This window comes from Nocardia sp. 149-1B, assembly GCF_057747975.1.
The window spans coordinates 3,178,189-3,198,810 of sequence record NZ_CM173233.1; the positions used below are offsets into that span (position 1 = coordinate 3,178,189).

The window sequence follows — 20,622 nt, forward strand, 5'->3', positions numbered from 1 at the left end:
ACAGACTAGGGCGATGCACGCCCGGTCACTGCGCCCGCTCGGCGCGGCCACGGTGGTGGCGGGGGTCGCCACGGTTCTGCTGGTGCTCGCGGTCGGCCGGGGGTGGCTGGGCCCGGACGTCGGCCGCGGCGACGACTTCTGCGAGGCGGCCCGGTCCGGCTGGGTCAAGCAGCCGGCGAACACCTGGTCCAACCTCGGCTTCGTGGTGGCCGGGCTGGCCATCGCCTGGCGGGCCGGGCGCATCCCGCTCGTCGGGCTGGCGACGGCGTACGCCTGCCTGGTGGTCGTGCTCGGCCCCGCCAGCGCGGCGATGCACGCCACGCAGACGGCCGCGGGCGGCCAGCTCGACCTGCTGAGCATGTACCTCGTCGCGTCGTTCGCGGCCGCCTACGGGGTGGTGCGGTGGGCCGGTCGGCGCCGCGGTCTCTTCGCCGCGGTGTTCGCCGGGTGCGTGGCGGGGTGCGAGCTGGTCGGCCTGTGGCCGCACCACGTGCCGGTGGTGCGCTACGCCGGCAACGTCGCGTTCGCGGCTCTGCTGCTGACCGCGGTCGCGCTCGAGGTGGCGCTGTGGCGCCGCGCGCGGCGCACTGGCGGGCCGCGGACCGACCTGCGGTGGGGCGGTGCCGCCCTGGTCAGCATCCTCGCGGCCTTCGCGATCTGGAACGCCACGAAGGGCGCGTGGTGCGACCCCCACTCGCTGCTCCAGGGGCACGCCGCCTGGCACCTGCTGGACGCGCTGGCGGCGTACCTGCTGTTCCGGCTCTGGGCGAGCGAGGAGCGAGGGCACCCCTACGGGTCTGGTCCAGCGGCGTAGACCAGTGATACAACGTGACTTGTATCACACTGCCGTGACTCGGCGCGGCCAATGGGAGGGAGTCGCAGCATGCGCTCGCATGCCGCGCTGGGGGCGGTCTGTTGGCGTGTGCGCGTGCTCCTGTAGCGCCCTGGGAGGGGCAGACTAGGGAGTAACAGATGTCCAAGCAGTTACTGCTCGCGCTCGGCGCGGGCGGCGCAGCCACAGCGGCGGTCGTCGCCTCGGCAGCGAGCATCGGGTCCGTCAACTCGACCGACCTCGGAGCGGGGACCACGGTGGTGGCGTCCTGCGACAGCAGCATCGACGTCAGCTACACCACGACGTACAACGCGACCAGCGGGGCCTACGACGTCAGCTCGGTGACGCTCAGCAACGTGGCGGACGCGTGCGTCGGCCAGGCCGTGAAGGTCACGCTCAGTGACGGGACCAGCTCGCTCGCCGAGGCAGACGTGGCCACGCCGACCTACACCGGCACCACGGGGGCGAAGACGGCGAGCTTCACCGTGACGGCGGACGCGGCCTCCGTCACGGACGTGGCCGTCGTCATCAGCGGAGCGCACGTCTCCTGATCTCTCCGCTGGGGGGCGGGGAGTGGTCGAGCTCACGGCGAAGGGGCGGCGTCACCGACGGTGGTGGCGTCGTCTCTTCAGCGCGCTCAGCTGGGCCAGCACGCTGGTGGTGCTCGCGCTCGGGCTGCCGACCCCGCTCGGCCCGCCCCACCTCGGCATCACGGTCGTCTCCGGTCCGTCCATGCTGCCGACGTACCAACCGGGCGACCTGGTGGTCACGTGGCGCTCGGCCGACTACTCGATCGGGGACCCGGTGGTCTACGGCATCCCCGCCGACGACGTCGGCGCGGGCCTCAACGTCGTCCACCGGATCGTCTCGGTGCGGCCCGACGCGACGTTCGTGACCCAGGGCGACAACAACGACCATGTCGACCCGTGGCAGCCCAGGGCCTCCGACGTCAAGGGCCAGGTGGTGGTGCGGGTGCCGCGCGGGGGGATCCTGCTGCGCTGGTTCGGATCCCCGATGGTGCTCGCGTTGTTCTCCGGCCTGCTCGCCGGCGCTTCGGTGTTCGGCAGGGTGGGCCGGGGCGGGGGCGGCCCCCCACCCCCGGGCGGTGACGCCGGACCCCGCCGGCGTCACCGCCGCAGGACGCCACGCGCCAACGTCGCACTCCGGGTCGCGGCGGCCGGCACCGCCCTCGCGGCGGCGCTGACCGCGAGCGGGGCGCAGGCAGCCCCGGCCGCGACGCTCGTGTCGGCGGACCTGCTCGCGTTCACCGTGCCGAGCTCGGTGGCCGCCAACCCGGTGTCCTACGAGCAGGTGCTGATCAGCGAGACCGCCCTGGAGTACTGCGCGACGGTCACGGTCACCAACCACTCCCAGCAGTCGGTCGAGTGGGAGATCACGCTCAACATCTCCCAACAGCCCTACAACGCCACGGCGGTGTCGTCGTCGTACAACGTCACGACGGTGTCGTTCCAGCCGAACCTGTGGCGGGTCAAGGGAGTCGCGTTCAACTCGGTGCTGGCGCCGGGTGCGTCGTACGTCTGGGGCTACTGCGGCACGCGGACACCACCCGACCTGAGCGACGCAACAGCGGTCGCCACCGTCACCAGCGCCGGCGGCGGGGTCTACTGCGCCACGGTCGCGGTCACGACCACCTCGACCGACTGGATCCGCTGGCGGGTCACGATCGACCACGCCACCACCGGTCTCACCGACAACAACTACTGGTTGGCAGCCGAGCCCACCACCATCAGCAACGCGACCACGATCTCGTTCACCGCCGCCACCGGGACCTGGCTGGTGCGGGGCTCGGGCAGCAACGAGTACATCCGAGCGACCAGCCCCGCGACCTGGAACTACTGCGCACCGATGTCGGCGGCCTCGCCGCTGGTCGACGCCGTCGTCACCACCAGCGTGGCCGCGCCCAGCGGCGGGCAGTACTGCGCGGACATCACGGTCTCGACGACGTCGCCGACGTACATCAAGTGGCGCGCGACCATCGACCACTCGACCGCCGGCCTCAGCAGCGGCGTCTACTGGCTCAACGCCGAGCCCACGAACTTCTGGAACGCCACCACGATCTCCTTCACCGCCGCCAGCGGCACGTGGGTGCTGAGGGGCACGGCGAGCAACGAGCTGATCAAGCTCGGCCAGCCCGCGACCTTCGGCTTCTGCGCACCCACAAACGCCAACGCCGCGCTCGTCGACGCCACCGTCTCCGCCCAGGTCACCAGCTCGGGAGGCGGTCACTACTGCGCGAACGTCACCGTCTCGACGACCTCACCGGACTTCGTGAAGTGGCGCGCCACCATCGACCACACCACGCCCGGGCTCACCTCGCCGACGTTCTGGCTGCTCACCCAGCCCACGAACTTCTGGAACTCCGACAGCATCTCCTTCACGGCCGCCACCGGCTCGTGGGTGCTGCGTGGGCTCAGCTACAACGACTCGATCAAGGCCGGGTCGCCGCAGACGTTCGGGTTCTGCACCTGAGCCCGGGTCGCGGGTCAGTAGAACCCGTATCGTGCCAACGGCTCGACGAGCATCCGCTCCTCGTAGGACAGGTGCGAGGCCATCGTGTCCGCGAGCAGGTCGACCGCCTCGCGCAGCCGGGACATCCCCTCGGGCTCCGCGACGACTGCGACCAGCGCCCGGTCGACCGTGTCGAGCACCCCCGCGATCACGTGGTGCTCCTCCTCCAGCCGGTCGATCACCGGCACGAGCGCCGCGTCACGCGACCGCAGGTGGGGGAACATGCCGGTGTCCTCGATCGTGTGGTGGGTGGTCACCAGCCGGCAGTACGACTGGCAGTAGGCGCCGAGGGCCCAGTCGTTCTGACGCATCGTCATCGTGTTGATCAGCGAGCGCGCGCGCCCGGCGTCGAGGCTGCCCGCCTCGACCTGGTCGATCAGGTCGAAGAGCTGAGCCAGCTCGGAGCGCAGGTGGTCGTGGACGTCCACGAGGTGCTGCCCGGTGGCCCGCTCGTGGTCGGTCCAGGCCAGGGGCGGCAGCCCGGCGTCGTACGACGGCCGCGTCGACTCGTCCCAGGGCGCCCGGGCGCCGCGGCGTACACCGTCGTCGGGGGTCGGCCGCACGGGCTCGCCCCCGCGCACGCGCACCGGTGCCTCGGCAGGCGCGGGTGCGTGCGCGGGCACCGGGTCGACAGCGGGCCCTCGCGACCGCTCGGCGAGCACGAGCTGGCGGACCGCGGGCGCCACCTCGGTGCCGAACCGCTGGATCCGGGCCGGGTCGTCGGTGCCGAGGATGAACGTGCTGGTGCCGTGCTCGAGCGTCAGCGCCGCGAGCCACTCCGCCCACCCGGGATCGTCGGAGGCGTCGACGTTGTAGAGCCGGCGCACCCGGGACGGGTCGCGGCCGGCGGCCAGGGCCGCGTCGTCGATGCGGGCGTTGCGCTCGGCGAGCGTGTCCGGCGGCACGTAGGACTGGCTGGGCAGCCACCCGTCGCCGACCCGGCCGGTGAGCGCGAGCATCCGTGGGCCGATCGCCCCGATCCAGATCTCGACGTCATGGGCGGGCGCGGGTCCGGGGTGGACGCCGGCGACCCGGTAGTGCTCGCCGTCCACCCGGACCGACCGTTGCGAGGTGTCCCAGGCGCCGCGGATCACCGCGATGCCCTCGTCCAACGCCCGCAGCGCCTCCCCCGGGCTCCGGCGGGGCCCGCCGGCCGCCTCGATGGCGTCCCAGAACCCGCCCGCACCGAGGCCCAGCTCGACGCGTCCGCGGCTCAGCACGTCCAGGCTGGCGACGGTCGAGGCGAGCACGAACGGCGGCCGCAGCGGGAGGTTGCTGACGTTGGTGGTCACCCGCAGCGTCGACGTACGCGCGAGCACCGTGGCCGCGAGCGCCCACGCGTCGAGGAAGCGCGCCTGGTAGGGGTGGTCCTGGAACGTCGCGAGCTCCAGGCCGGCGGCCTCGGTGAGCAGCGCGAGCTCCACCACCCGGTCGGGGTGGGCCGCGTCGGGGGTGAGGAACGTTCCGAACTGCAGGTCCTGGCCGTAGTCGGGCATGCGCCCATCCTGCCCGGTGACCAGGCGACGTCAGAGCCGCGAGCCGTAGGTCTCGATCGCGTTGCCTGCCTTGACCCGGCCCCGGATCTCGGCGGGGAGCGCGGTCAACGCGTGCCGCGGGTCGTCGAAGTCCCAGTGCGGGTAGTCGGAGCTGAACATCAGGGTCCGCTCCGCCTGGGCGATCTCGCAGAGCACATGCAGGTGGTGTCGCCGCTTCGGCTCCGGCAACGGCTGGGTCGTGAAGCGGACGTGGTCGGCGATGTACTCGCTCGGCAGCCGGCGGATCCACGGGACCTCGTCGCGCAGGCCCTTGACGTTCTTGTCCAGGCGCCAGATGACGTCCGGGATCCAGCCCAGCCCGCCCTCGGTGAGGATCACCTTCAGGCCGGGGAAGCGCTCGAACACGCCGTGGCAGATCAGGCTGATCACGTTTGCCTGGAACACCTGGCTCAGGCCGGTGTGCCACTCGACGTAGTAGGTGGGGGTGCCCCCGGCCATGGGCGGTGAGGTGCGGAAGATCCCTTCGCCGGAGTTCGGGTGCACGGTGATGGGCAGGCCGAGCTCCGCGGCCGCCTCGTAGATCGGGTAGTAGTGGCGCTGGCCCATCAGGATGTTCGTCAACGGCAGCAGGACGGCGACGAAGCGCTCGTCGCGGCCCGCGCGCCGGATCTCGCGGGCTGCCTGCTCGGGGTCCTGGGCGCCGACCACCAGGTTGCCCCGGTAGCGCTCGTCCGCGGTCAGCCAGGTGGCCGCGAGCCAGTCGTTGTACGCCGAGGCGATCATCGCGGCGGCGTCCGGGTCGGGCATCGCCCCGAGGCCGAGCACCTCCCCGCCGATCAGCACCGCCCGGGAGATCCCGTTGGCGTCGAGCAGCTGCTCGGCCGTGAACGCCGGGTCGGCGCCGGGTGCGGACCCGTCGGGTGCTCGGGCGTCGTCGCGCAGCACGCCTGCCTGGTTGACGTACAGCAGGTTCCGCGGGATCGAGACCGCCTCGCGGTGCCCCTGCGTGGTCAGGTTGCGGCGCTCGTCCAGGCCCAGTCGGCGCTGCGCCTCCCGGGAGAGGAACGGCCGCAGGTCGCCCAGCCCGCCCTTCATGATCGGGTGCACGTCGCAGTCGACGAGCTCATAGCGCGCCGACGGCGGGGCGGTGGCCTGGTCGAGTACTCGGGTCATGGGCGCGCTCCTCGGCGTCTAACCGTTGCGGAGACGGCCTCGGAGCCGTCAGAGTCATGCATAGCAAATCGTTTGGCTCCGCGATAGGGCCAGGATCGACGGGAGGAACCGTATGGAGCACCGGGTCGGACCGGCCGACGAGGTCCGCCGCGACGGCTGCCGGCTGGTCGAGGTCGACGGCAAGCCCGTCGGCGTGATCAGCGTCGGCGACTCGTTCTACGCGATCAGCGACCGCTGCCCCCACATGGGCGCCTCGATGTGCGCCGGTTCGCTCGGCGGCACGTTCGTCGCGGCCGCGCCGCACGAGCTCGTCTACGGCCTCGACGACCGGGTGATCCGCTGCCCCTGGCACGGCTGGGAGTTCGACCTCGAGACCGGCCGGTCGCTGCTCGAGCCGGCCCGCGTGGGGCTGCGCACGTTCCGCGTGACCGAGGAGAACGGCGAGGTCGTGCTGCACACGTGATGCCGCGGACCCGGCACGCCTTCGTCTTGGTCACCCGGAGCAAGCTCCGACCCTGAGAGGACCCCTGATGCTGAAGAACATCGACCCCCTGCTCCACGCCGAGCTGCTCGGCCATCTCGCCGCAATGGGGCACGGCGATGTCCTCGCGATCGTCGACCGCAACTTCCCGGCCGCCTCGACCGCCCGCCGGCTGGTGCGGCTCTCGGGGGTGGGCGTGCCCGAGGCCGCACGGGCCATCCTCTCGGTGTTCCCCGTGGACACGTTCGTCGAGCCGGCCGTCCTGCGGATGGGTGCCGTCGGAGACGAGCTGCGGGTGCAGCCCGTCCACGCCGACCTCCAGGCCGAGGTCGACGCCGCCGAGGGCCGTTCGGTGCCGTCCGCCGCACTCGAGCGGTTCGAGTTCTACCGCCGGGCCGCGGAAGCCTACGTCGTCGTGGCGACGACCGAGGCCCGCCCCTTCGGCTGCTTCCTCCTTGTGAAGGGCGTCGTCTGAGCCGAGGGGCACGGACGAGGACCTACGAGAGAACGACATGGCCGCCGGGTCTTGCTCTCCGCGGACCCACGTTCTACCGTCAGTGCAATCGATTTGCTTGCGACCGTGGTCACACCCTGTGACCCGTCCGGGACGGCCGCTCCTGACCCACCGCACCGCACCTCACAGGGAGAGCCCACATGCACGACACCGCCCACGTCGCCCGCCGCTCGCTGCTGACCGGGGCCGCCGGCGGCGCCGCAGCACTCCTCGCCGGACTCCCCGGTCTCGAGCGTGCTGACGGGGCCGGCGCCACCGGCACCATCGACGGCACCGGCCGTCCCCCGCTGTGGCGGCAGGCCGAGCGGCGCGGCATCGTGTTCGGGTCCTCGATCGCGACCTGGCAGCTCGACAAGCGTTACCAGCAGCTCCACGCACGTGAGGCCGGGCTGTTGTTCACCGAGGACGACCTGCTCTGGTACCAGCTCAAGCCCGGTCCCGACGAGCCGATGAACTTCGGGCCCGGCGACCAGATCGTCGGCTTCGCCGAGCAGCACAGCCAGCTCGTGATCGCCGCCCACCTGGCCTGGGATGAGGGCTTCGGCGACGGGTGGACCGACGACGACCTGTGGGGGCTGGACCGCCAAGACGCCCGCAAGCTGCTGTACGGCGTGATCCGCCGCGAGGTGGCCCACTACCGCGGACGGGTCAACGGCTGGATCGTCGCCAACGAGGTCACCGACCCCACGGACGCCGACAAGCACGGCTTCCGCACCAACGTGCCGTGGTACGCCACGATCGGCCCGAGCTACATCGCGGAGAGCTTCCACCTCGCCCACGACCAGGACCCGGGCGCGCTGCGGATCATCAACGAGTTCGGGTTCGAGACCGTCAACGAGTGGGGCGACCGGCCCGAGCCCCGGCGCCGGGCCTACCTGAAGGCGATCGACCGGCTGCTCGACCAGGACGTCCCGCTGCAGGCGGTGGGCATCCAGGGACACCTCCTCGCCGACGGGTTCGGCAGCAAGTTCGACGAGCGCGGCTACCGGGCGTTCCTCCAGGAGATCGCCGACCGCGGGCTGCCGATCCTGGTGACCGAGCTCGACGTACTCGACGAGGGTCTGCCGACGGGGTTCGCGAAGCGCGACCGGATGGTGGCCGACGTCTACCGCCGCTACCTCGACGTCACGCTCGACGAGCCGGCCGTCAAGGTCGTGAACGCCTTCGGGTTGACCGACCGCTACACCTGGCTCGACGAGGACCAGCCCCGCGCGGACGGAACGCACCGGCGGCCTCTCGCCTTCGACCGCACCATGCACCCCAAGCCGGCGTACTACGCGATCAGCCGCGCCTTCCGCCACGCTCCCGAGCGCAAGCGCCTCTGGAGGCTCGAGAAGGGTCGCTGACCCCGACGTCCCGTCGGCGGCGTCCCCCATGGCGCCGTCGGCGGGACCCACGCCGAGCCCTCGACCAACTCAGCGAACGGCGACGACCGCGCCCGCGGCCGAGGACCGGTATCCCGCGAGCGCCACCTCCAGTGCGCGCAGGCCGTCGAGCCCGGTCGCACACGGCTCCTGGACGGTGCCGGTGCGCACCGACGCCAGGAAGGCCTCGATCATCGCCCGGTCCGCGTCCTCGGCGAACGACGCGTCACGCAGCCCCGCGGGACCGCCCGGGCGGGTGCTGACCACCCGCAGCGCCTCGGCCGTGTCGCTGATCTCGAGCGCACCCTCGGTGCCGACCAGCCGCAGGAAGAAGTCGTAGTCCCAGGGGTTGTCCGCCGGCACGGACCAGCTCGGGTCCACGCTGCCGACCGCGCCGCTCTCGAAGCGCAACGAGAGGATGGCGACGTCGTCGACGTCGCACCCCCACAGCAGCGACCCCGACTCCGCGGACACCTCCGCGACCTCCAGGCCGCTGACGTGCCGCATCACGTCGGTGACGTGCACCGAGTGGTCGATGAGCGCTCCTCCCCCGGCCGAGACCGGGTCCGTGATCCAGCCCGGGTACGCCGGCGGCAGTGGCGGCCGCCCGCGGTTGCCGCCCACGAGGCCGACGAGCTCGCCGAGCCGGCCGTCGCGGACCGCGGCGCGTGCGCGGGAGACCAGAGGGAGGAAGCGCGAGGGGAAGGCCAGGTGCAGCTGGACACCGGCCGCCTCGCACGCGGCGATCATCGCCCGGGCGTCCTCGACGGTCGTCGCGATCGGCTTCTCGCACAGCACGTGCTTGCCGTAGGCGGCCGCGAGCTCGACCTGGGCCCGGTGCTCGGCGTTGGCGCCGCACACCAAGACGGCGTCGACCCCGGGCGAGGACAGCAGCTCCTCGGCCGTACCCGCCAGTGGCACCCCGAAGTCCTGGTGGATCCAGCGGGTGTGCTCGGGCTCCGGGTCGTGCAGGCCCACCACCACCGCGTGGGGAGACTCGGTGAGGGCACGCGCGTAGGCCCACGCGTGGCCCATGTGGGCGGCACCGAGGATAGCGACGCCCACCGGGCGCAGGGGTGCTGCGGGAATCACGAGACCTCCCAGGTGGTCAGGTCGATGGTCCGGCCGGTGCGTGCCGACTCCAGCGCTGCCAGGGCCGTCCGCAGCGACTCGAGTCCCTCCTCGGCGGGGACCGGCGGCGGCCCGCCGTCGCGGACCGCCCCGAAGAACGCGGCCAGCTCCGCGGTGAACTCGCGGTCGCCGAGCACGTCCCACCACTCGGCGTCGCCCTCGCGCGGGTGCAGCACCCCGCCCATGAGGTGGTCGTAGTCCCACGAGAGTCGTCCCTGGGTGCCGACGATCTCGGCGCGCAGCTTGAACCCGCGGGAGGCGGGGTGCGCCCAGCTGCACTCGACGTGCGCGATGGCGCCGTTCTCGTAGCGCACGGTCGTGAGCGTGTACGTCGCCGGGCCCGCTCCGCTGTCGGCGGCCATGCAGTGCACGCGCACCGCGGGACTGCCGATCATCCAGCGCGCGTAGTCGAAGCTGTGCACCGCCTGATCGAGCAGCGGCCCGCCCGACGTCGCCGGATCGGCGAGCCAGCCGGCCTCGCTCCAGCCGGGCAGTGACGTCGTCGTGGAGTGGCTGACCAGCCGGACCTCACCGATCTCGCCGGCCTCGGCCAGGTCATGGGCCAGCCGGTGGTCGGGCCCGTAGCGAGCGACCTGGCCGATCGAGAGCAGCCCGGGCGACCTCCGAGCCGCCTCGACGACGCGGCGGGCCTCGTCGAGCGTGCGGGTGATCGGCTTCTCGCACAAGACGTGGCGCCCGGCCTCGAGGGCCGTGATCGTGGCCTCGGCGTGGGCGGTCGGGGGCGTGCAGATGTCGACCACGTCGACGCCGAGGTCGAGGAGCGCAGCGAGGTCGGGCACGGCCTTCGCGTCGTACTGACCGGCGATCCGATCGGCCTTCCCCGGCACGAGGTCCGCGACCGCGAGCAGGCGGACCCCCGGCGACTCCCGGTAGGCGTGGGCGTGCACCCCGGCGATCATGCCGGCTCCCAGGAGGCCGACGGTGAGCTCGTCGCTCATCGGCCGTGGACGGGGATGGTGGGGACCTGGGTGTGCAGGTCCGGGCCGAAGAACAAGAAGGCCACCAGGTCCTCGCTTCCGGTGTTGACGACGTCGTGGGTGCGGGTCGCGGCCTCGTGAGTGACCACCAGCTCGTCCATGCCCGGCTCACCACCGCGCACCTCGTGACCGGCGTACGCGCCGGTGCCGGACCAGACGAACACGCTGTAGACGCCCGGCTCCTGCAGCTGGTGGCTTCCGCCAGGGCGCACGACGAGACGCTTCCCGGCGTACTTGTCGGTGTTGTAGAACACCCAGGTCTCGGCTCCGTCGTCCGGCGCGCCGGCGACCGGCTGCGGGCTCAGGTGCCGGTTCTCGTAGAACCACGGGTCGCCGTTGGTCTCCCAGTCGACGAAGCGGAGCGGGAACCGTTCGCCCTCCGCGGCGCGGTCCTGGGCACGGACGTCCTTGAACAGCAGGTCCTTGGAGATGATCCGGCCGGCGTTGAGCGCCTGGAACATCGCCAGGACGTCGGAGTCCTCCTGCAGCTCGATCGTCAGCGCCGTCCCGGGGGCGTGCAGGACGCCGGACGGGACGTGGAAGCCCTCCCCCGGCACCTGCAGCTCCGCGCGCGCGTGGCGCAGGATCAGGTCGCTGTCCCAGTCCACGAGGTAGGGCAGCAACGTCTCGTGGGCACCCTGCTCGGCGATCCAGGGGTGCACGCCGAAGAAGGTCTCGGGATGGGGACCCAGGTCCACCCCGGCCGGGAAGTGGTACGACTCGTCCTTGGCGTTGCAGCCCACCAGCGCGGCGTACTCCTGCGGCGGGTGGATGTGGAACGGCAGCCGGTAGCCGTAGTCGAAGATCTTGGCGAGCCGCCCCAGGCCGGCCGGGTGGGTGGCGGCGTACGCCGCACCCATCACCTCCGCGGGACCGGCGGCCACGGCGTCGCGCAGCAGAATGCGCTCGCCGCGGCCGCCGACCACGTGACTGAGCCCCTCGTCATCGGGCCCGATGCGGTTGTCGGCCCGGGTCGTGGAGGCCAACCACCGCTCGCAGATGAAGCCACGCTCACCCACGTCATAGGCGTCCTCCGGAAGCCCCAGGCGGCGACCCGGTGGGAGGAAGTCGCGCGCCACCCACGCCGGCTGGCAACGCAGCACGCCACCGCCGTCCGACAGGAGCCGGGCCAGGGTCCCGCGGATCGCGACAGGATCCACCGTGCTCAGCCCTTCAGTCCGGTCATCGCGATGCCCTTGACGAACTGCCGCTGGAAGACGATGAACACCAAGATCATCGGCAGCGTCGCGATCACCGAGCCGGCGAACAACAGGTTCCAGTCGGTCTTGTTCTGCACGACGAACAGGGCCAGCCCGACCGGCGCGGTCATCTTGTCCGGGTCTCCGGAGGTCACGATCAGCGGCCAGAGGAAGTCCTCCCACGCCCCTTGGAACGTGAAGATCGCGTTGGCCGCGAGCGCCGGCGTGCACAACGGCAGGATCACGCTCCAGAAGATCCGGAACTCCCCCGCCCCGTCGATGCGCGCCGCGTCGAGCAGCTCGTCGGGGATGGAGACCATGAACTGACGGAGCAGGAAGATGCCGAAGGCGCTCACGACGCCCGGCATGATCAGGCCCCAGTAGGAGTCGAGCCAGCCATGCCCGCCGGCGCCCAGCCAGTCGTTGCCACCGAAGAACGGGATGTGCTGGATGATGATGTAGTTCGGGATGAGCGTGACCTGGCCAGGGACCATCATCGTCGCCAGGAAGAACATGAAGATGACGTTGCGGCCCGGGAACTTGCGCTTGGCGAACGTGTAGGCGCACAGGGCGTTGAAGAACGTCTGCAGCGCCGTGATCGAGAGCGCGACGAAGGCGCTGTTCAGGAACCAACGCCAGTCGCCGTGGCCCTGACCCTGCTGGGCCTTGCTCAGGTGGCCGACGTTGAGGAAGCCCTTGTAGCCGTCGATCGTGGGGTGGTCGGGGATCCACGTCGGTGGATTCGCGAAGATCGTGCTCAGCGGCTGGAACGACGCGCTGATCAGCCACGCGAACGGCGCCACGAAGAGGATCGCGACCGGCGCCAGGATCAGGTACGTCACGAGCTTGGCCTTGAGGCTGACCTGCTCCTTCTCGCGGGGTGCGCCAGGCGCCCGCTTGGGCTTGGCGCGACGGCGCAGACGCCTCGGCAGCACTGGCTGCGCCTCGCTGACGAACCGGGGGGCGGTGGGCTCCTCCGTCAGTCCGCTCATGAGCCGTCACCGCCCCGGAACAGCCGCAGCTGGAGACCGGTGAACAACAGCAGCATCGCGAACAGTGCGAACGCGAGCGTGCTGGCGTAGCCCATGTCGTAGTACTTGAACGCCCACTGATACATGTAATAGACCATCGTGGTCGTCTTGTTGACGGGGCCACCACTGGTCATCACGAAGATCTGGGTGAAGACCTGCAGGGAGCTGATCACGCCCATCACCAGCAAGAACAGCGTCGTCGGACGCAGCATCGGGATCGTGATGTAGCGGACGCGCCGCCAGGCACCTGCGCCGTCGAGCTTGGCGGACTCGTAGATCTCACTGGGGATCGCCTGCAGACCGGCGAGATAGACGACCATCGAGAACCCGACTCCACTCCACACGCTCATCAAGACGACCGCCGGCATCGCGAGGTCCTTGTCCGAGAGCCAGAGCAGGGGCTGGTCGATGACGTGCCCCTTGAGCAGGTAGTAGTTGAACAGGCCGTACTGCCCGTTGTAGAGCCACTTCCACAGCAGCGCGGACACGACGAACGGAGTGACGACCGGCAGGTAGTAGGCGGTGCGGAACAGAGCCCGGAACCGGATCGGCTGGTTGAGCAGCAGCGCCAGCCCCAGGCCGATCCCCATGCTCAGCGGGACCGAGGCACCGCTGAAGTAGATCGTGTTGAGGATCGACTTCACGAACCGCTCGTCGTGGATCATGTCGTCGTAGTTCGTCAACCCGACGTAGGGCTTCTGGGGCTCGATGATGCTCCAGCGGTGGAACGTCAGGTAGAACGCGAAGATCAACGCGGCCAGCGTGAACACCGAGAAGATGATCACCCCGGGGGCGAGGAAGAGGTACGCCGACCGCTCTCGCCACATCCGCCAGAAGAAGCGCCTGACCCGGGTCTCCCGGATGTCCTTCCTTCCCGACACGACCGCCGTCGCCATTCCTGCTCCTCTGCTCTCGGGGCCGCGGGTCCGGGCCGGGTGCTCCCCGCCCGGGCCCGCGGCAGTCCAGCGTCTGCGGTGGACTCAGCCGCGCGACAAGATCGCCTCGGCCTGCTGGGCGGTGTTGTCCAGGGCCTCGTCGGCCGTCTCGTCGCCGTACATCGCCTTGCCGAGCTCGTCGTTGAGGATCGTCTCGATCCGCGGCATCTTCGGGTTGGCCACCGTGCTGGCGACACCACACTTCATCAGGTCGATGAACCCCTTGAGCACCGGCTTCTCCTTGACGATCTCATCGCCCTCGAGCAGGGACTTCAGCGGCGGGAGCAGCGTGCCCTCGGTCTTGTAGGTCGAACGCGCGATGTTCTCGGGCTTGGAGAGGAACTCCATCCACAGCCAGGCGGCGTCCGAGTGCTTCGTCTGACTCATCATCACCAGCGAGTCGCCGGCGATGGTCGTCTTGCAACCCGCGTCCCCCTCGGGCAGGGCGGCCGTGGCCCACTTGCCCTCGATGTCGGGGAACTCCTCGCTCAGGGTGCCGGCGAACCAGGCACCGGCCATGTACATCCCGACCTGCCCCTGGGCGAAGGCCACACGTCCGTCCCACGAGTTGGAGTTGAGGTAGTCGGGCGGGGCGTACTTGGTCAGCCCGATGTAGAAGTTGGCGGCCTTGCGCGCCTCGTCGCTGGTGAACAGGATGTCGCCGTCCTCGCTCAGCAGGTCGCCGCCCGCCTGGTAGAGCCAGGGGTAGAAGTAGTAGCCCGACTCCGGGGCGAACATCTCGAAGCCGTACTGACCCTTCGCCGGGTCGGTCAGCGCCGCCGCGTCGGCCTCGAACTCGTCCCAGGTGGTCGGCGGGGCATCGATGCCGGCCGCCTCGAAGAGGTCGGTCCGGTAGAAGAGCCCGGTGGTCTCGCCGTCGAGCGGCAGGCCCCACCACTTGTCGTCGTAGGTCACGAAGGACTTGAACGCGTCGGTGTAGTCATCGGGGTTCACCACGTCGCTGCGCTTGATGTAGTCGGTCAGGTCCACCGCCGCGTCCCGCGTCGCGTAGTCCGAGGTGTCACTGGCGTTGATGTAGGCGACATCGGGAGCGTTGTTGCCCGCGATGCGCGTGGTCAGCACCTGCGCGGCCTGCTCGGCCGGCACGTTCTCGAACTTGATCGTGATGTTCGGGTGCTGGTCGTGGAACTCGGCGGCCATCTTCTTCATCTCGGGCTGGTTGCCGAGCCAGGAGAAGAACGTGACCGTGGTGGGCTCGGTCGGATCCTTGACGGGCCCCTCCCCCGCACCCTGCTCGGTGTTGCCCTGCGGCTTCTCGGAGTCGCTGCCGCAAGCGGCAAGACCCGTGGACGCGATCGTGGCAAGGACGGCCACCACGGCCGCCTTCCGGGACAGATTGAACCTCACCGAACCAGCTCCTTCGCTTGCTCCAGCAGCACAGTAGGAGTCCTCGACACGATCCGAGACGCAACCGATGCAAATCGTTTGGCTCCTTGGCGGGAAGCATCGTAGGCGGCATGCAATTTGTCAATGGATTCGCGTGGGAACCGTCACATCGTGACCTTCGCGCGACCTCGTTCCGGCGCCGGAGGGCCCGCCGACGCGGAGCTGCGACGGCGCCTCGCCGTACCGGCGACGGAAGGCGCGGCCGAAGTGCGACAGGCTGTTGAAGCCGGCCGCATGGCAGACCTCGGACACGCTCAGGCCCGTCGAAGTGAGCAGCGACCGGGCGAACCTGAGCCGTCGTTCCTGCAGGTAGGCCTGGAACGGAACGCCCGTGTAGACCCGGAACCGCTCGCTGAAGTAGTTCGGCGACAGGTGCGCCCGGGCAGCGGCACCGGCCAGCGTGAGGGGCTCACGGAAGTGGCGGTCGACGTACTGCACCGCAGCACGCAGGTCCGCGTCGGCGGACGGCAACGGACGCGGCGTGTTCTCGACGCCACACCGCCGGGCGAGCTCGACGACCAGGCAGACCACGAGCGCGTCCGCGACCCGCGAGGATCCGAAGCGGGGCTCCTCCAGTTCCTCCTGCAGCCGCCGGAACTCGGGCTCGGCGTCGAGGAAGTCCTCGGTCTGCCAGGGGAGGCCGGCGATCGCTGAGGCCTCGATCCCGGCGAGGTGGCGCTCCATCGACACCGGGTCGAGCACCGTGTTGTAGCAGCTCAGGGGAGCATCGCCGAGCGATCGGAGCGAGTGGAGGTCGGCCGGCGAGAGCAAGAACGCACTTCCAGGTCCGATCCGGCTCACGAGGCCGTTGACGACGTGCTCACCCTCGCCGGAGAGCACCAGGCTCAGCTCGTAGTAGTCGTGCCAGTGCACGCCGACCGAGCGCAGGCGTGGCCGCATGACCCTAGCTCCGAGGTCGGGAGGGAGCAGGGCGTCCGTGCTGAATCGCTCGATCGGTTCCCTCACGGCTGTGCCTCCGGATCTCAAATCGTTTTGCTCCAGATCCGCTACAGTATCGCCATGACGGCGCACGACCAGCTCGACGAGCAGGCCGTCCCTGCTCGGGTCACCATCGCGAACGTCGCGAATCGCGCCGGCGTCAGTCCGACGACGGTCTCGCACGTGCTCTCGGGAAAACGGGTGGTGGGGGCGGCCACCCGCACGACGGTGCTGGAGGCTATCCGCGAGCTCGGGTACCGCCCCAACCACGTGGCTCGCAACCTGCGCACCCGGCAGTCGCACATGATCGCCGTGGTGGTGCCAGACATCACCAACCCGTTCTATGCCGTGCTGAGCCGAGGTCTCGCGGACGCGGTCGACGCCCTCGGCTACGGCAGCTACCTCTGCAACACCGACGGCCAGCACGACCGCGAACGGAAGTTCTTCGAGGACGTGATGGACCGCGGCGTCGATGGAATCGTGTTCGCCTCGGGTGAGACCGCCTCCGAGATCTCCTTCGGGCCGGCGGACCTGGCCACCCCGATCGTGTGCGTCGGGGACCACCTCGACCACCCCAGCTGTGACGCGGTGATCCCCGACGACGAGACCGGTTCGCGCGAGGCGGCGGCGTTCCTGGCCGAGCGTGGCTATGCGCGGATCGCGATGATCCAGGGCCCGCCGCGCTACGGGGCCGCGCGCACCTCCGGGTTCCGAGCCGCCATGCACGCGGCGAAGCGCAAGGTCGCCGCGCCGCTGCTCGTCCGCGGCGACTGGACCCGCCGCGGGGGCTACGAGGCGATGAAGACCCTGATGGCGCTCTCTTCCCCGCCGGATGCCGTCTTCTGCGCCAACGACCTGATGGCGATCGGTGCCCTCGATCTCGCCAACGAGCTCGGGCTCCACGTGCCCGACGATCTGGCGATCGTGGGATTCGACGACGTCGACGCCGCCACGATCGTCACGCCCGGCCTGACCACGGTCCGCAACCCCGCCTACGAGGCCGGCAGCACCGCCGGCGACCTGCTGCTGAGCAGGATGTCAGGGCGCTACTCCGGCGCCGGTCGCACGGTCGTCCTGCCGTGCCCCCTGGTCGTGCGCGACAGCGCCTGAGCCGGATCGAGCCGCCTGCCCGAGCCCGTCAGCAGCTCACCTCTCCAGCCGCAGCCGCAGCAGCGCCTCCAGCGCGATCGACTCGCCGTCGCGAGCACCCTCGCCCACCTGGAGGGGCGGTGGCACCGGGTCGAGCCGCACCCGTCGCCAACGCCCGAGCCGGCGAGGCGCGACGACGAGCACGTAGTAGCCGCCGTCCCGGCTCACGCCGATCGAGCGGTCTCCGCGCAGGAACCAGCCCGTGAGGCCGGTCCGGTAGCGGCCGCCGCCGCTCCAGGGCCGGGCGGTCAGCTGCTCGGTCGGCAGGCCGGCCCGGTGCGCGTCCGCCACGAACCGGTCCACGAGGGTCTGGGCCAGCTCCGACTCCTGGCGTCGTCGGCGCTCCTGCGCGGCGCCGTGCTCGTGGACCCTGGCCGCGCGGGCACGTCGGGACTCGTCGTCGTCACTCATCGGGGAACGTGATCACCGCCTTGACGAACCCCTCCGGCTTGTCCCGCAGGGTGGCGAACGCCTCGTTGACGTCCTCCAGCGCGTAGCGGTGGCTGACGAGGCCCGCCATGTCCAGCACCCCCGACGAGACCAGCCGCATCCCCACGGACATCCCTCGCATGATCGTGGCGAGGTCGCGGAAGTGCGCGTTGACGATCGTGAAGGCCATCCAGTTCCAGTACGCCAACGGGATCTCGCGAGCGGCGCCCTGATGGAAGCCCACGATCGCGATCTTGCCGCTCATCCGGGTCGTGTCGCCGCACGTGACGAGCGCGGGCTGGGTGCCGGTGCACTCGAAGCTGATGTCCGCGCCGCGTCCACCGGTGAGGGCGCGTACGACGTCGGGGAGAGGTTCCTGGGTGACGTCGACGACCCGGGTGGCACCCAGGTCCGCCGCTCTCCTCAGGGCGTCGGGCCGGGCGTCCGCGACCACCAGGCTGCGCACCCCGCGCGAGGCCACCAGGCTCTGGACGAGGTTGCCCATGAAGCCGGCACCGATCACGACGACGTCATCCCCCAGGCGCACGTCGGCGGCCTCCACGGCGTTGGCGGCACAGGCGATCGGCTCGGCCAGGGCCTCCTCGAGCGGACCGTCGCCTGCCGGAAAGCAGTAGGCAGCGCGGACCGCGACGTACTCCGCGAAGCCCCGCTCGGTGACCCAGACGCCGACCCGGTCGCCGACCCCGAGCTCGGTGACCTCCGCACCCAGCTCGATCACCACGCCGCTGACCTCGTGGCCCGGGTAGCGGACCTCCCCCGCCGGCGGGCCGTCGACCCACGGCTCGAGCTCGGAGGCGCAGACACCGGAGGCGACGACACGCACCAGCACCTCGTCGGGTCTGATCGTCGGTATCGGCGCTTCCTCGATCTCGAAGGCCTCCGGTCCCCGGAGCGCGGCGATCCTCACGACAGCTCCTCGTCGTGGAACACCACGATCGAGTAGACACCCACCGAGTCGACGCGGACGAGGTGCACGTCCTCCTCACGGCCCAGCTCCAGCGGTGTGCGCATCCCGTCGGCGGCCACCGCCGTCGCGCGCTGCTTGCTCTTCGGCAACCGCACCCGCAGAGAGACATCGGTGAGCCTGCGCACCGCATCAGCATCGCGGTCGTAGTCGTAGTTGACCAGGTGGAGGGCGACCGAACCGTCGTCGAGCTGCTGGAGGTTGGCCGAGAGCGGCGCCGAGGACACGACCTGCGGACCGCGCGGGAGCAGCTCGCCGAGCACCGCCCGGTGGGCGCTGCGGATGTTGTCGTGGCTCGGGAGGTTCGGCGCCACCCGGTCGGTGGTCACCACGGTCCCGCCGTCGGCGAGGTAGCCGCGCAGCGCGTCGGACTGGGCGTCGGTCATCGCGAACACGTCCGGAAGCACCACCGTCGAGTACCGCTCCAACGACTCCGCGCTGGCTCGATCCGGCGCCGTGACGCCGTCCGGCCAGATCACCACGTCGAACGGCACGGCCGCGTCGGCGAGGGTCTTCGTCACGACACGGTAGGGCACCACCACGGACTCGTCGCGCAGGTTGGTCGTGTTGTCGCTCGCGTCGGCCTTCCCGATCAGCTCGCGCGTGCTCTCCACGCTGTAGACCACGGCGACCTCGTTGACGGTCTGCCGGGCGAGGAGGTGCTCGTGCTCGGCGAGGAAGCCCTGGACCTCGGTCGCGAGCCCGTGCGGGGCGTAGAACGAGTCCTCGATGACGCTGCCCATCCACGAGCCGTAGGGCACCGACATGTTCGCCCCGAACGCCGCGGCCTCGAACAGGGAGAGGCGGAAGAGGTCGTGGCCCTTGCCCTCGGCGAGCAGGCCGATCAGCTCCGGGACCACGCCGCCGTACGGGTTCTCGACGACGACGACGTCCTTGTCACCGGCGAACGCAGCGACGTACCGGTACCACTCGGGTTGGCGGTATGTCGTGTTGCGCATCTCGGTGATGACCAGGTCGACGTCGTCGGCCATCGCGAGGTACATCGGCTCGAGGTTGAAGAAGTTGCCGGACAGGATGATCTCCCGGCCCAGCGAGCGGCCGTACGCGCGCGCGTAGTCCGCCAGCTCGGCGAAGTACTTCTTGATCGAGAGGCACTGGAAGGCGTAGTAGTCGCCGAACAGGGGCGTCGACTCGCGACCTTCCTTGAAGTCGTAGCCCTGGGCGAGCAGCCACTCGCCGTAGTGGAACGTGTCCAGGTCCACGTCGTCGAGGGCGATGTCGACACGGGAGGGCGTGAGCTCCTGCAGGTAAGTGCGGAACCCCTTCATGCAGTCCTTGCAGAAGCACGCGCCGTACTGGAACGCGCCCATCGGCAGCTCGGCCTCGTCGAGCTGGATGCCGTCGGCGCCGGCGTCGAGCTGGATGCGGATGACGGCCTTGAGGTACTCGCGCCAGACCGGGTTGTTGCGGTCCATGTAGTAGCACTGGTGCTCGCGGTCGGGGCACTCCACCCAGTGCGCGTGGCACGGCTGCTGGTGGATGTCGCGTACCACGCACTCCTCGATCAGGTCGGTGACGGGCTCGCCGTCGGAGTTCACCAGACCTTCGGGGAAGTAGTGCTCGACCGGCTTCCAGAGCTTCGGGTAGCGGTTGGACGAGAACTCGCGCAGCCCCATCCAGTCCCGCTTGCCGGACCCGCGGAGCTCGTTGAGGGCGAGCACCTCGTCCTCCTCAGCGCTGAGCTCGACCGGAAACTCCCAACCCTGCGCCTCGAAGACGATGCCGAGGACCTGGATGCCCCGCTCATGGCAGGCGGCGATGAACTCGCTGTCGTTGACGAAGCCGTAGAAGCGCGAGCGTGCGTCGACGGGTCCGAACGCCTCCTGCTCGAGGTAGGGCAGCGAGAGCGAGCCGCCGCCCATCGAGGCCCAGACCAGCACGGTGGCGCGGAAGTCGACGAGGTCGTCGACCATCCGCAGCCGTCGCGGGGGCAGGCTCGGGTGGTAGCAGTGCTGGCGCGGGAACCAGGCGTCGAAGTAGACACCGCGGTGCATGGGCGGCCTTTCGGT

General features: G+C 70.5%; 19 protein-coding genes. 7 read left to right on the forward strand and 12 right to left on the reverse strand.

The features are described from left to right. Positions 1-13: 13 nt before the first annotated feature. The 3 genes from AC3ANS_RS15220 to AC3ANS_RS15230 all read left to right on the forward strand — a co-directional run bounded on the left by AC3ANS_RS15220 (position 14) and on the right by AC3ANS_RS15230 (position 3,322). Positions 14-814 carry a ceramidase domain-containing protein gene (locus AC3ANS_RS15220; protein ID WP_488292422.1) on the forward strand — a complete coding sequence of 267 codons (801 nt, stop codon included), beginning with the start codon at positions 14-16 and terminating at the stop codon, positions 812-814. Between the two features lie 158 nt (positions 815-972). Then, on the forward strand, positions 973-1,383 hold the full coding sequence (locus tag AC3ANS_RS15225; protein ID WP_488292423.1) for a hypothetical protein: 411 nt from the start codon (positions 973-975) through the stop codon (positions 1,381-1,383). 22 nt (positions 1,384-1,405) lie between these two features. Beyond that, positions 1,406-3,322, forward strand: a complete 1,917-nt coding sequence (locus tag AC3ANS_RS15230) for a hypothetical protein (RefSeq protein WP_488292424.1) — start codon at positions 1,406-1,408, stop codon at positions 3,320-3,322. 14 nt (positions 3,323-3,336) lie between these two features. Here the strand turns inward: AC3ANS_RS15230 and AC3ANS_RS15235 are convergent, their stop codons facing one another. Continuing rightward, on the reverse strand, positions 3,337-4,857 hold the full coding sequence (locus tag AC3ANS_RS15235) for an LLM class flavin-dependent oxidoreductase (RefSeq protein ID WP_488292425.1): 1,521 nt from the start codon (positions 4,855-4,857) through the stop codon (positions 3,337-3,339). Positions 4,858-4,887: 30 nt separating this feature from the next. Continuing rightward, positions 4,888-6,030, reverse strand: a complete 1,143-nt coding sequence (locus AC3ANS_RS15240; protein WP_488292426.1) for an amidohydrolase family protein — start codon at positions 6,028-6,030, stop codon at positions 4,888-4,890. A 112-nt stretch (positions 6,031-6,142) separates the two neighbouring features. Between AC3ANS_RS15240 and AC3ANS_RS15245 the strand changes: the two genes are divergently transcribed. The 3 genes from AC3ANS_RS15245 (at position 6,143) to AC3ANS_RS15255 (ending at position 8,371) form a co-directional block, all read left to right on the forward strand. Continuing rightward, on the forward strand, positions 6,143-6,493 hold the full coding sequence (locus AC3ANS_RS15245; protein WP_488292427.1) for a Rieske (2Fe-2S) protein: 351 nt from the start codon (positions 6,143-6,145) through the stop codon (positions 6,491-6,493). Positions 6,494-6,560: 67 nt separating this feature from the next. Further along, positions 6,561-6,986, forward strand: coding sequence for an RbsD/FucU family protein (locus AC3ANS_RS15250; protein ID WP_488292428.1), 426 nt, complete (start codon positions 6,561-6,563; stop codon positions 6,984-6,986). A 179-nt stretch (positions 6,987-7,165) separates the two neighbouring features. Further along, complete coding sequence (locus AC3ANS_RS15255; protein ID WP_488292429.1) at positions 7,166-8,371, forward strand: endo-1,4-beta-xylanase; 1,206 nt, start codon at positions 7,166-7,168, stop codon at positions 8,369-8,371. A gap of 69 nt (positions 8,372-8,440) precedes the next feature. On the opposite strand, the gene AC3ANS_RS15260 is transcribed toward AC3ANS_RS15255, so the two are convergent. The 7 genes from AC3ANS_RS15260 to AC3ANS_RS15290 all read right to left on the reverse strand — a co-directional run bounded on the left by AC3ANS_RS15260 (position 8,441) and on the right by AC3ANS_RS15290 (position 15,990). After that, complete coding sequence (locus AC3ANS_RS15260; protein WP_488292430.1) at positions 8,441-9,481, reverse strand: Gfo/Idh/MocA family protein; 1,041 nt, start codon at positions 9,479-9,481, stop codon at positions 8,441-8,443. Beyond that, positions 9,478-10,479 carry a Gfo/Idh/MocA family protein gene (locus AC3ANS_RS15265; RefSeq protein ID WP_488292431.1) on the reverse strand — a complete coding sequence of 334 codons (1,002 nt, stop codon included), beginning with the start codon at positions 10,477-10,479 and terminating at the stop codon, positions 9,478-9,480. Before AC3ANS_RS15265 ends, AC3ANS_RS15260 begins: the two co-directional genes overlap by 4 nt. Beyond that, a complete protein-coding gene (locus tag AC3ANS_RS15270) occupies positions 10,476-11,678 on the reverse strand; it encodes a hypothetical protein (protein ID WP_488292432.1) in 1,203 nt (400 codons plus the stop codon). Before AC3ANS_RS15270 ends, AC3ANS_RS15265 begins: the two co-directional genes overlap by 4 nt. Positions 11,679-11,683: 5 nt before the next feature. Continuing rightward, positions 11,684-12,709: a carbohydrate ABC transporter permease gene (locus AC3ANS_RS15275; protein WP_488292433.1), complete on the reverse strand. Its 1,026-nt coding sequence runs from the start codon at positions 12,707-12,709 to the stop codon at positions 11,684-11,686. Next, on the reverse strand, positions 12,706-13,644 hold the full coding sequence (locus AC3ANS_RS15280; protein ID WP_488292434.1) for a carbohydrate ABC transporter permease: 939 nt from the start codon (positions 13,642-13,644) through the stop codon (positions 12,706-12,708). Before AC3ANS_RS15280 ends, AC3ANS_RS15275 begins: the two co-directional genes overlap by 4 nt. A gap of 84 nt (positions 13,645-13,728) precedes the next feature. After that, positions 13,729-15,051, reverse strand: a complete 1,323-nt coding sequence (locus AC3ANS_RS15285) for an ABC transporter substrate-binding protein (protein ID WP_488292435.1) — start codon at positions 15,049-15,051, stop codon at positions 13,729-13,731. Positions 15,052-15,171: 120 nt separating this feature from the next. Then, complete coding sequence (locus AC3ANS_RS15290; protein ID WP_488292436.1) at positions 15,172-15,990, reverse strand: helix-turn-helix transcriptional regulator; 819 nt, start codon at positions 15,988-15,990, stop codon at positions 15,172-15,174. Positions 15,991-16,110: 120 nt separating this feature from the next. On the opposite strand from AC3ANS_RS15290, the gene AC3ANS_RS15295 reads away from it, so the two are divergent. Then, entirely contained in the window at positions 16,111-17,139 is a 1,029-nt protein-coding gene (locus tag AC3ANS_RS15295; RefSeq protein WP_488292437.1) for a LacI family DNA-binding transcriptional regulator, read from the forward strand. A 36-nt stretch (positions 17,140-17,175) separates the two neighbouring features. Here the strand turns inward: AC3ANS_RS15295 and AC3ANS_RS15300 are convergent, their stop codons facing one another. From AC3ANS_RS15300 to AC3ANS_RS15310, 3 genes are read right to left on the reverse strand one after another with little or no spacing between them, the layout of a single operon-like run. Continuing rightward, entirely contained in the window at positions 17,176-17,589 is a 414-nt protein-coding gene (locus AC3ANS_RS15300) for a hypothetical protein (RefSeq protein ID WP_488292438.1), read from the reverse strand. Next, the gene (locus AC3ANS_RS15305) at positions 17,582-18,535 is read right to left on the reverse strand and encodes a zinc-binding dehydrogenase (protein WP_488292439.1); all 954 of its coding nucleotides are present in this window, start codon (positions 18,533-18,535) and stop codon (positions 17,582-17,584) included. Before AC3ANS_RS15305 ends, AC3ANS_RS15300 begins: the two co-directional genes overlap by 8 nt. Next, positions 18,532-20,607, reverse strand: coding sequence for a hypothetical protein (locus AC3ANS_RS15310; RefSeq protein ID WP_488292440.1), 2,076 nt, complete (start codon positions 20,605-20,607; stop codon positions 18,532-18,534). The genes AC3ANS_RS15305 and AC3ANS_RS15310 overlap by 4 nt, the downstream gene beginning before the upstream one ends. Positions 20,608-20,622 lie beyond the last annotated feature (15 nt).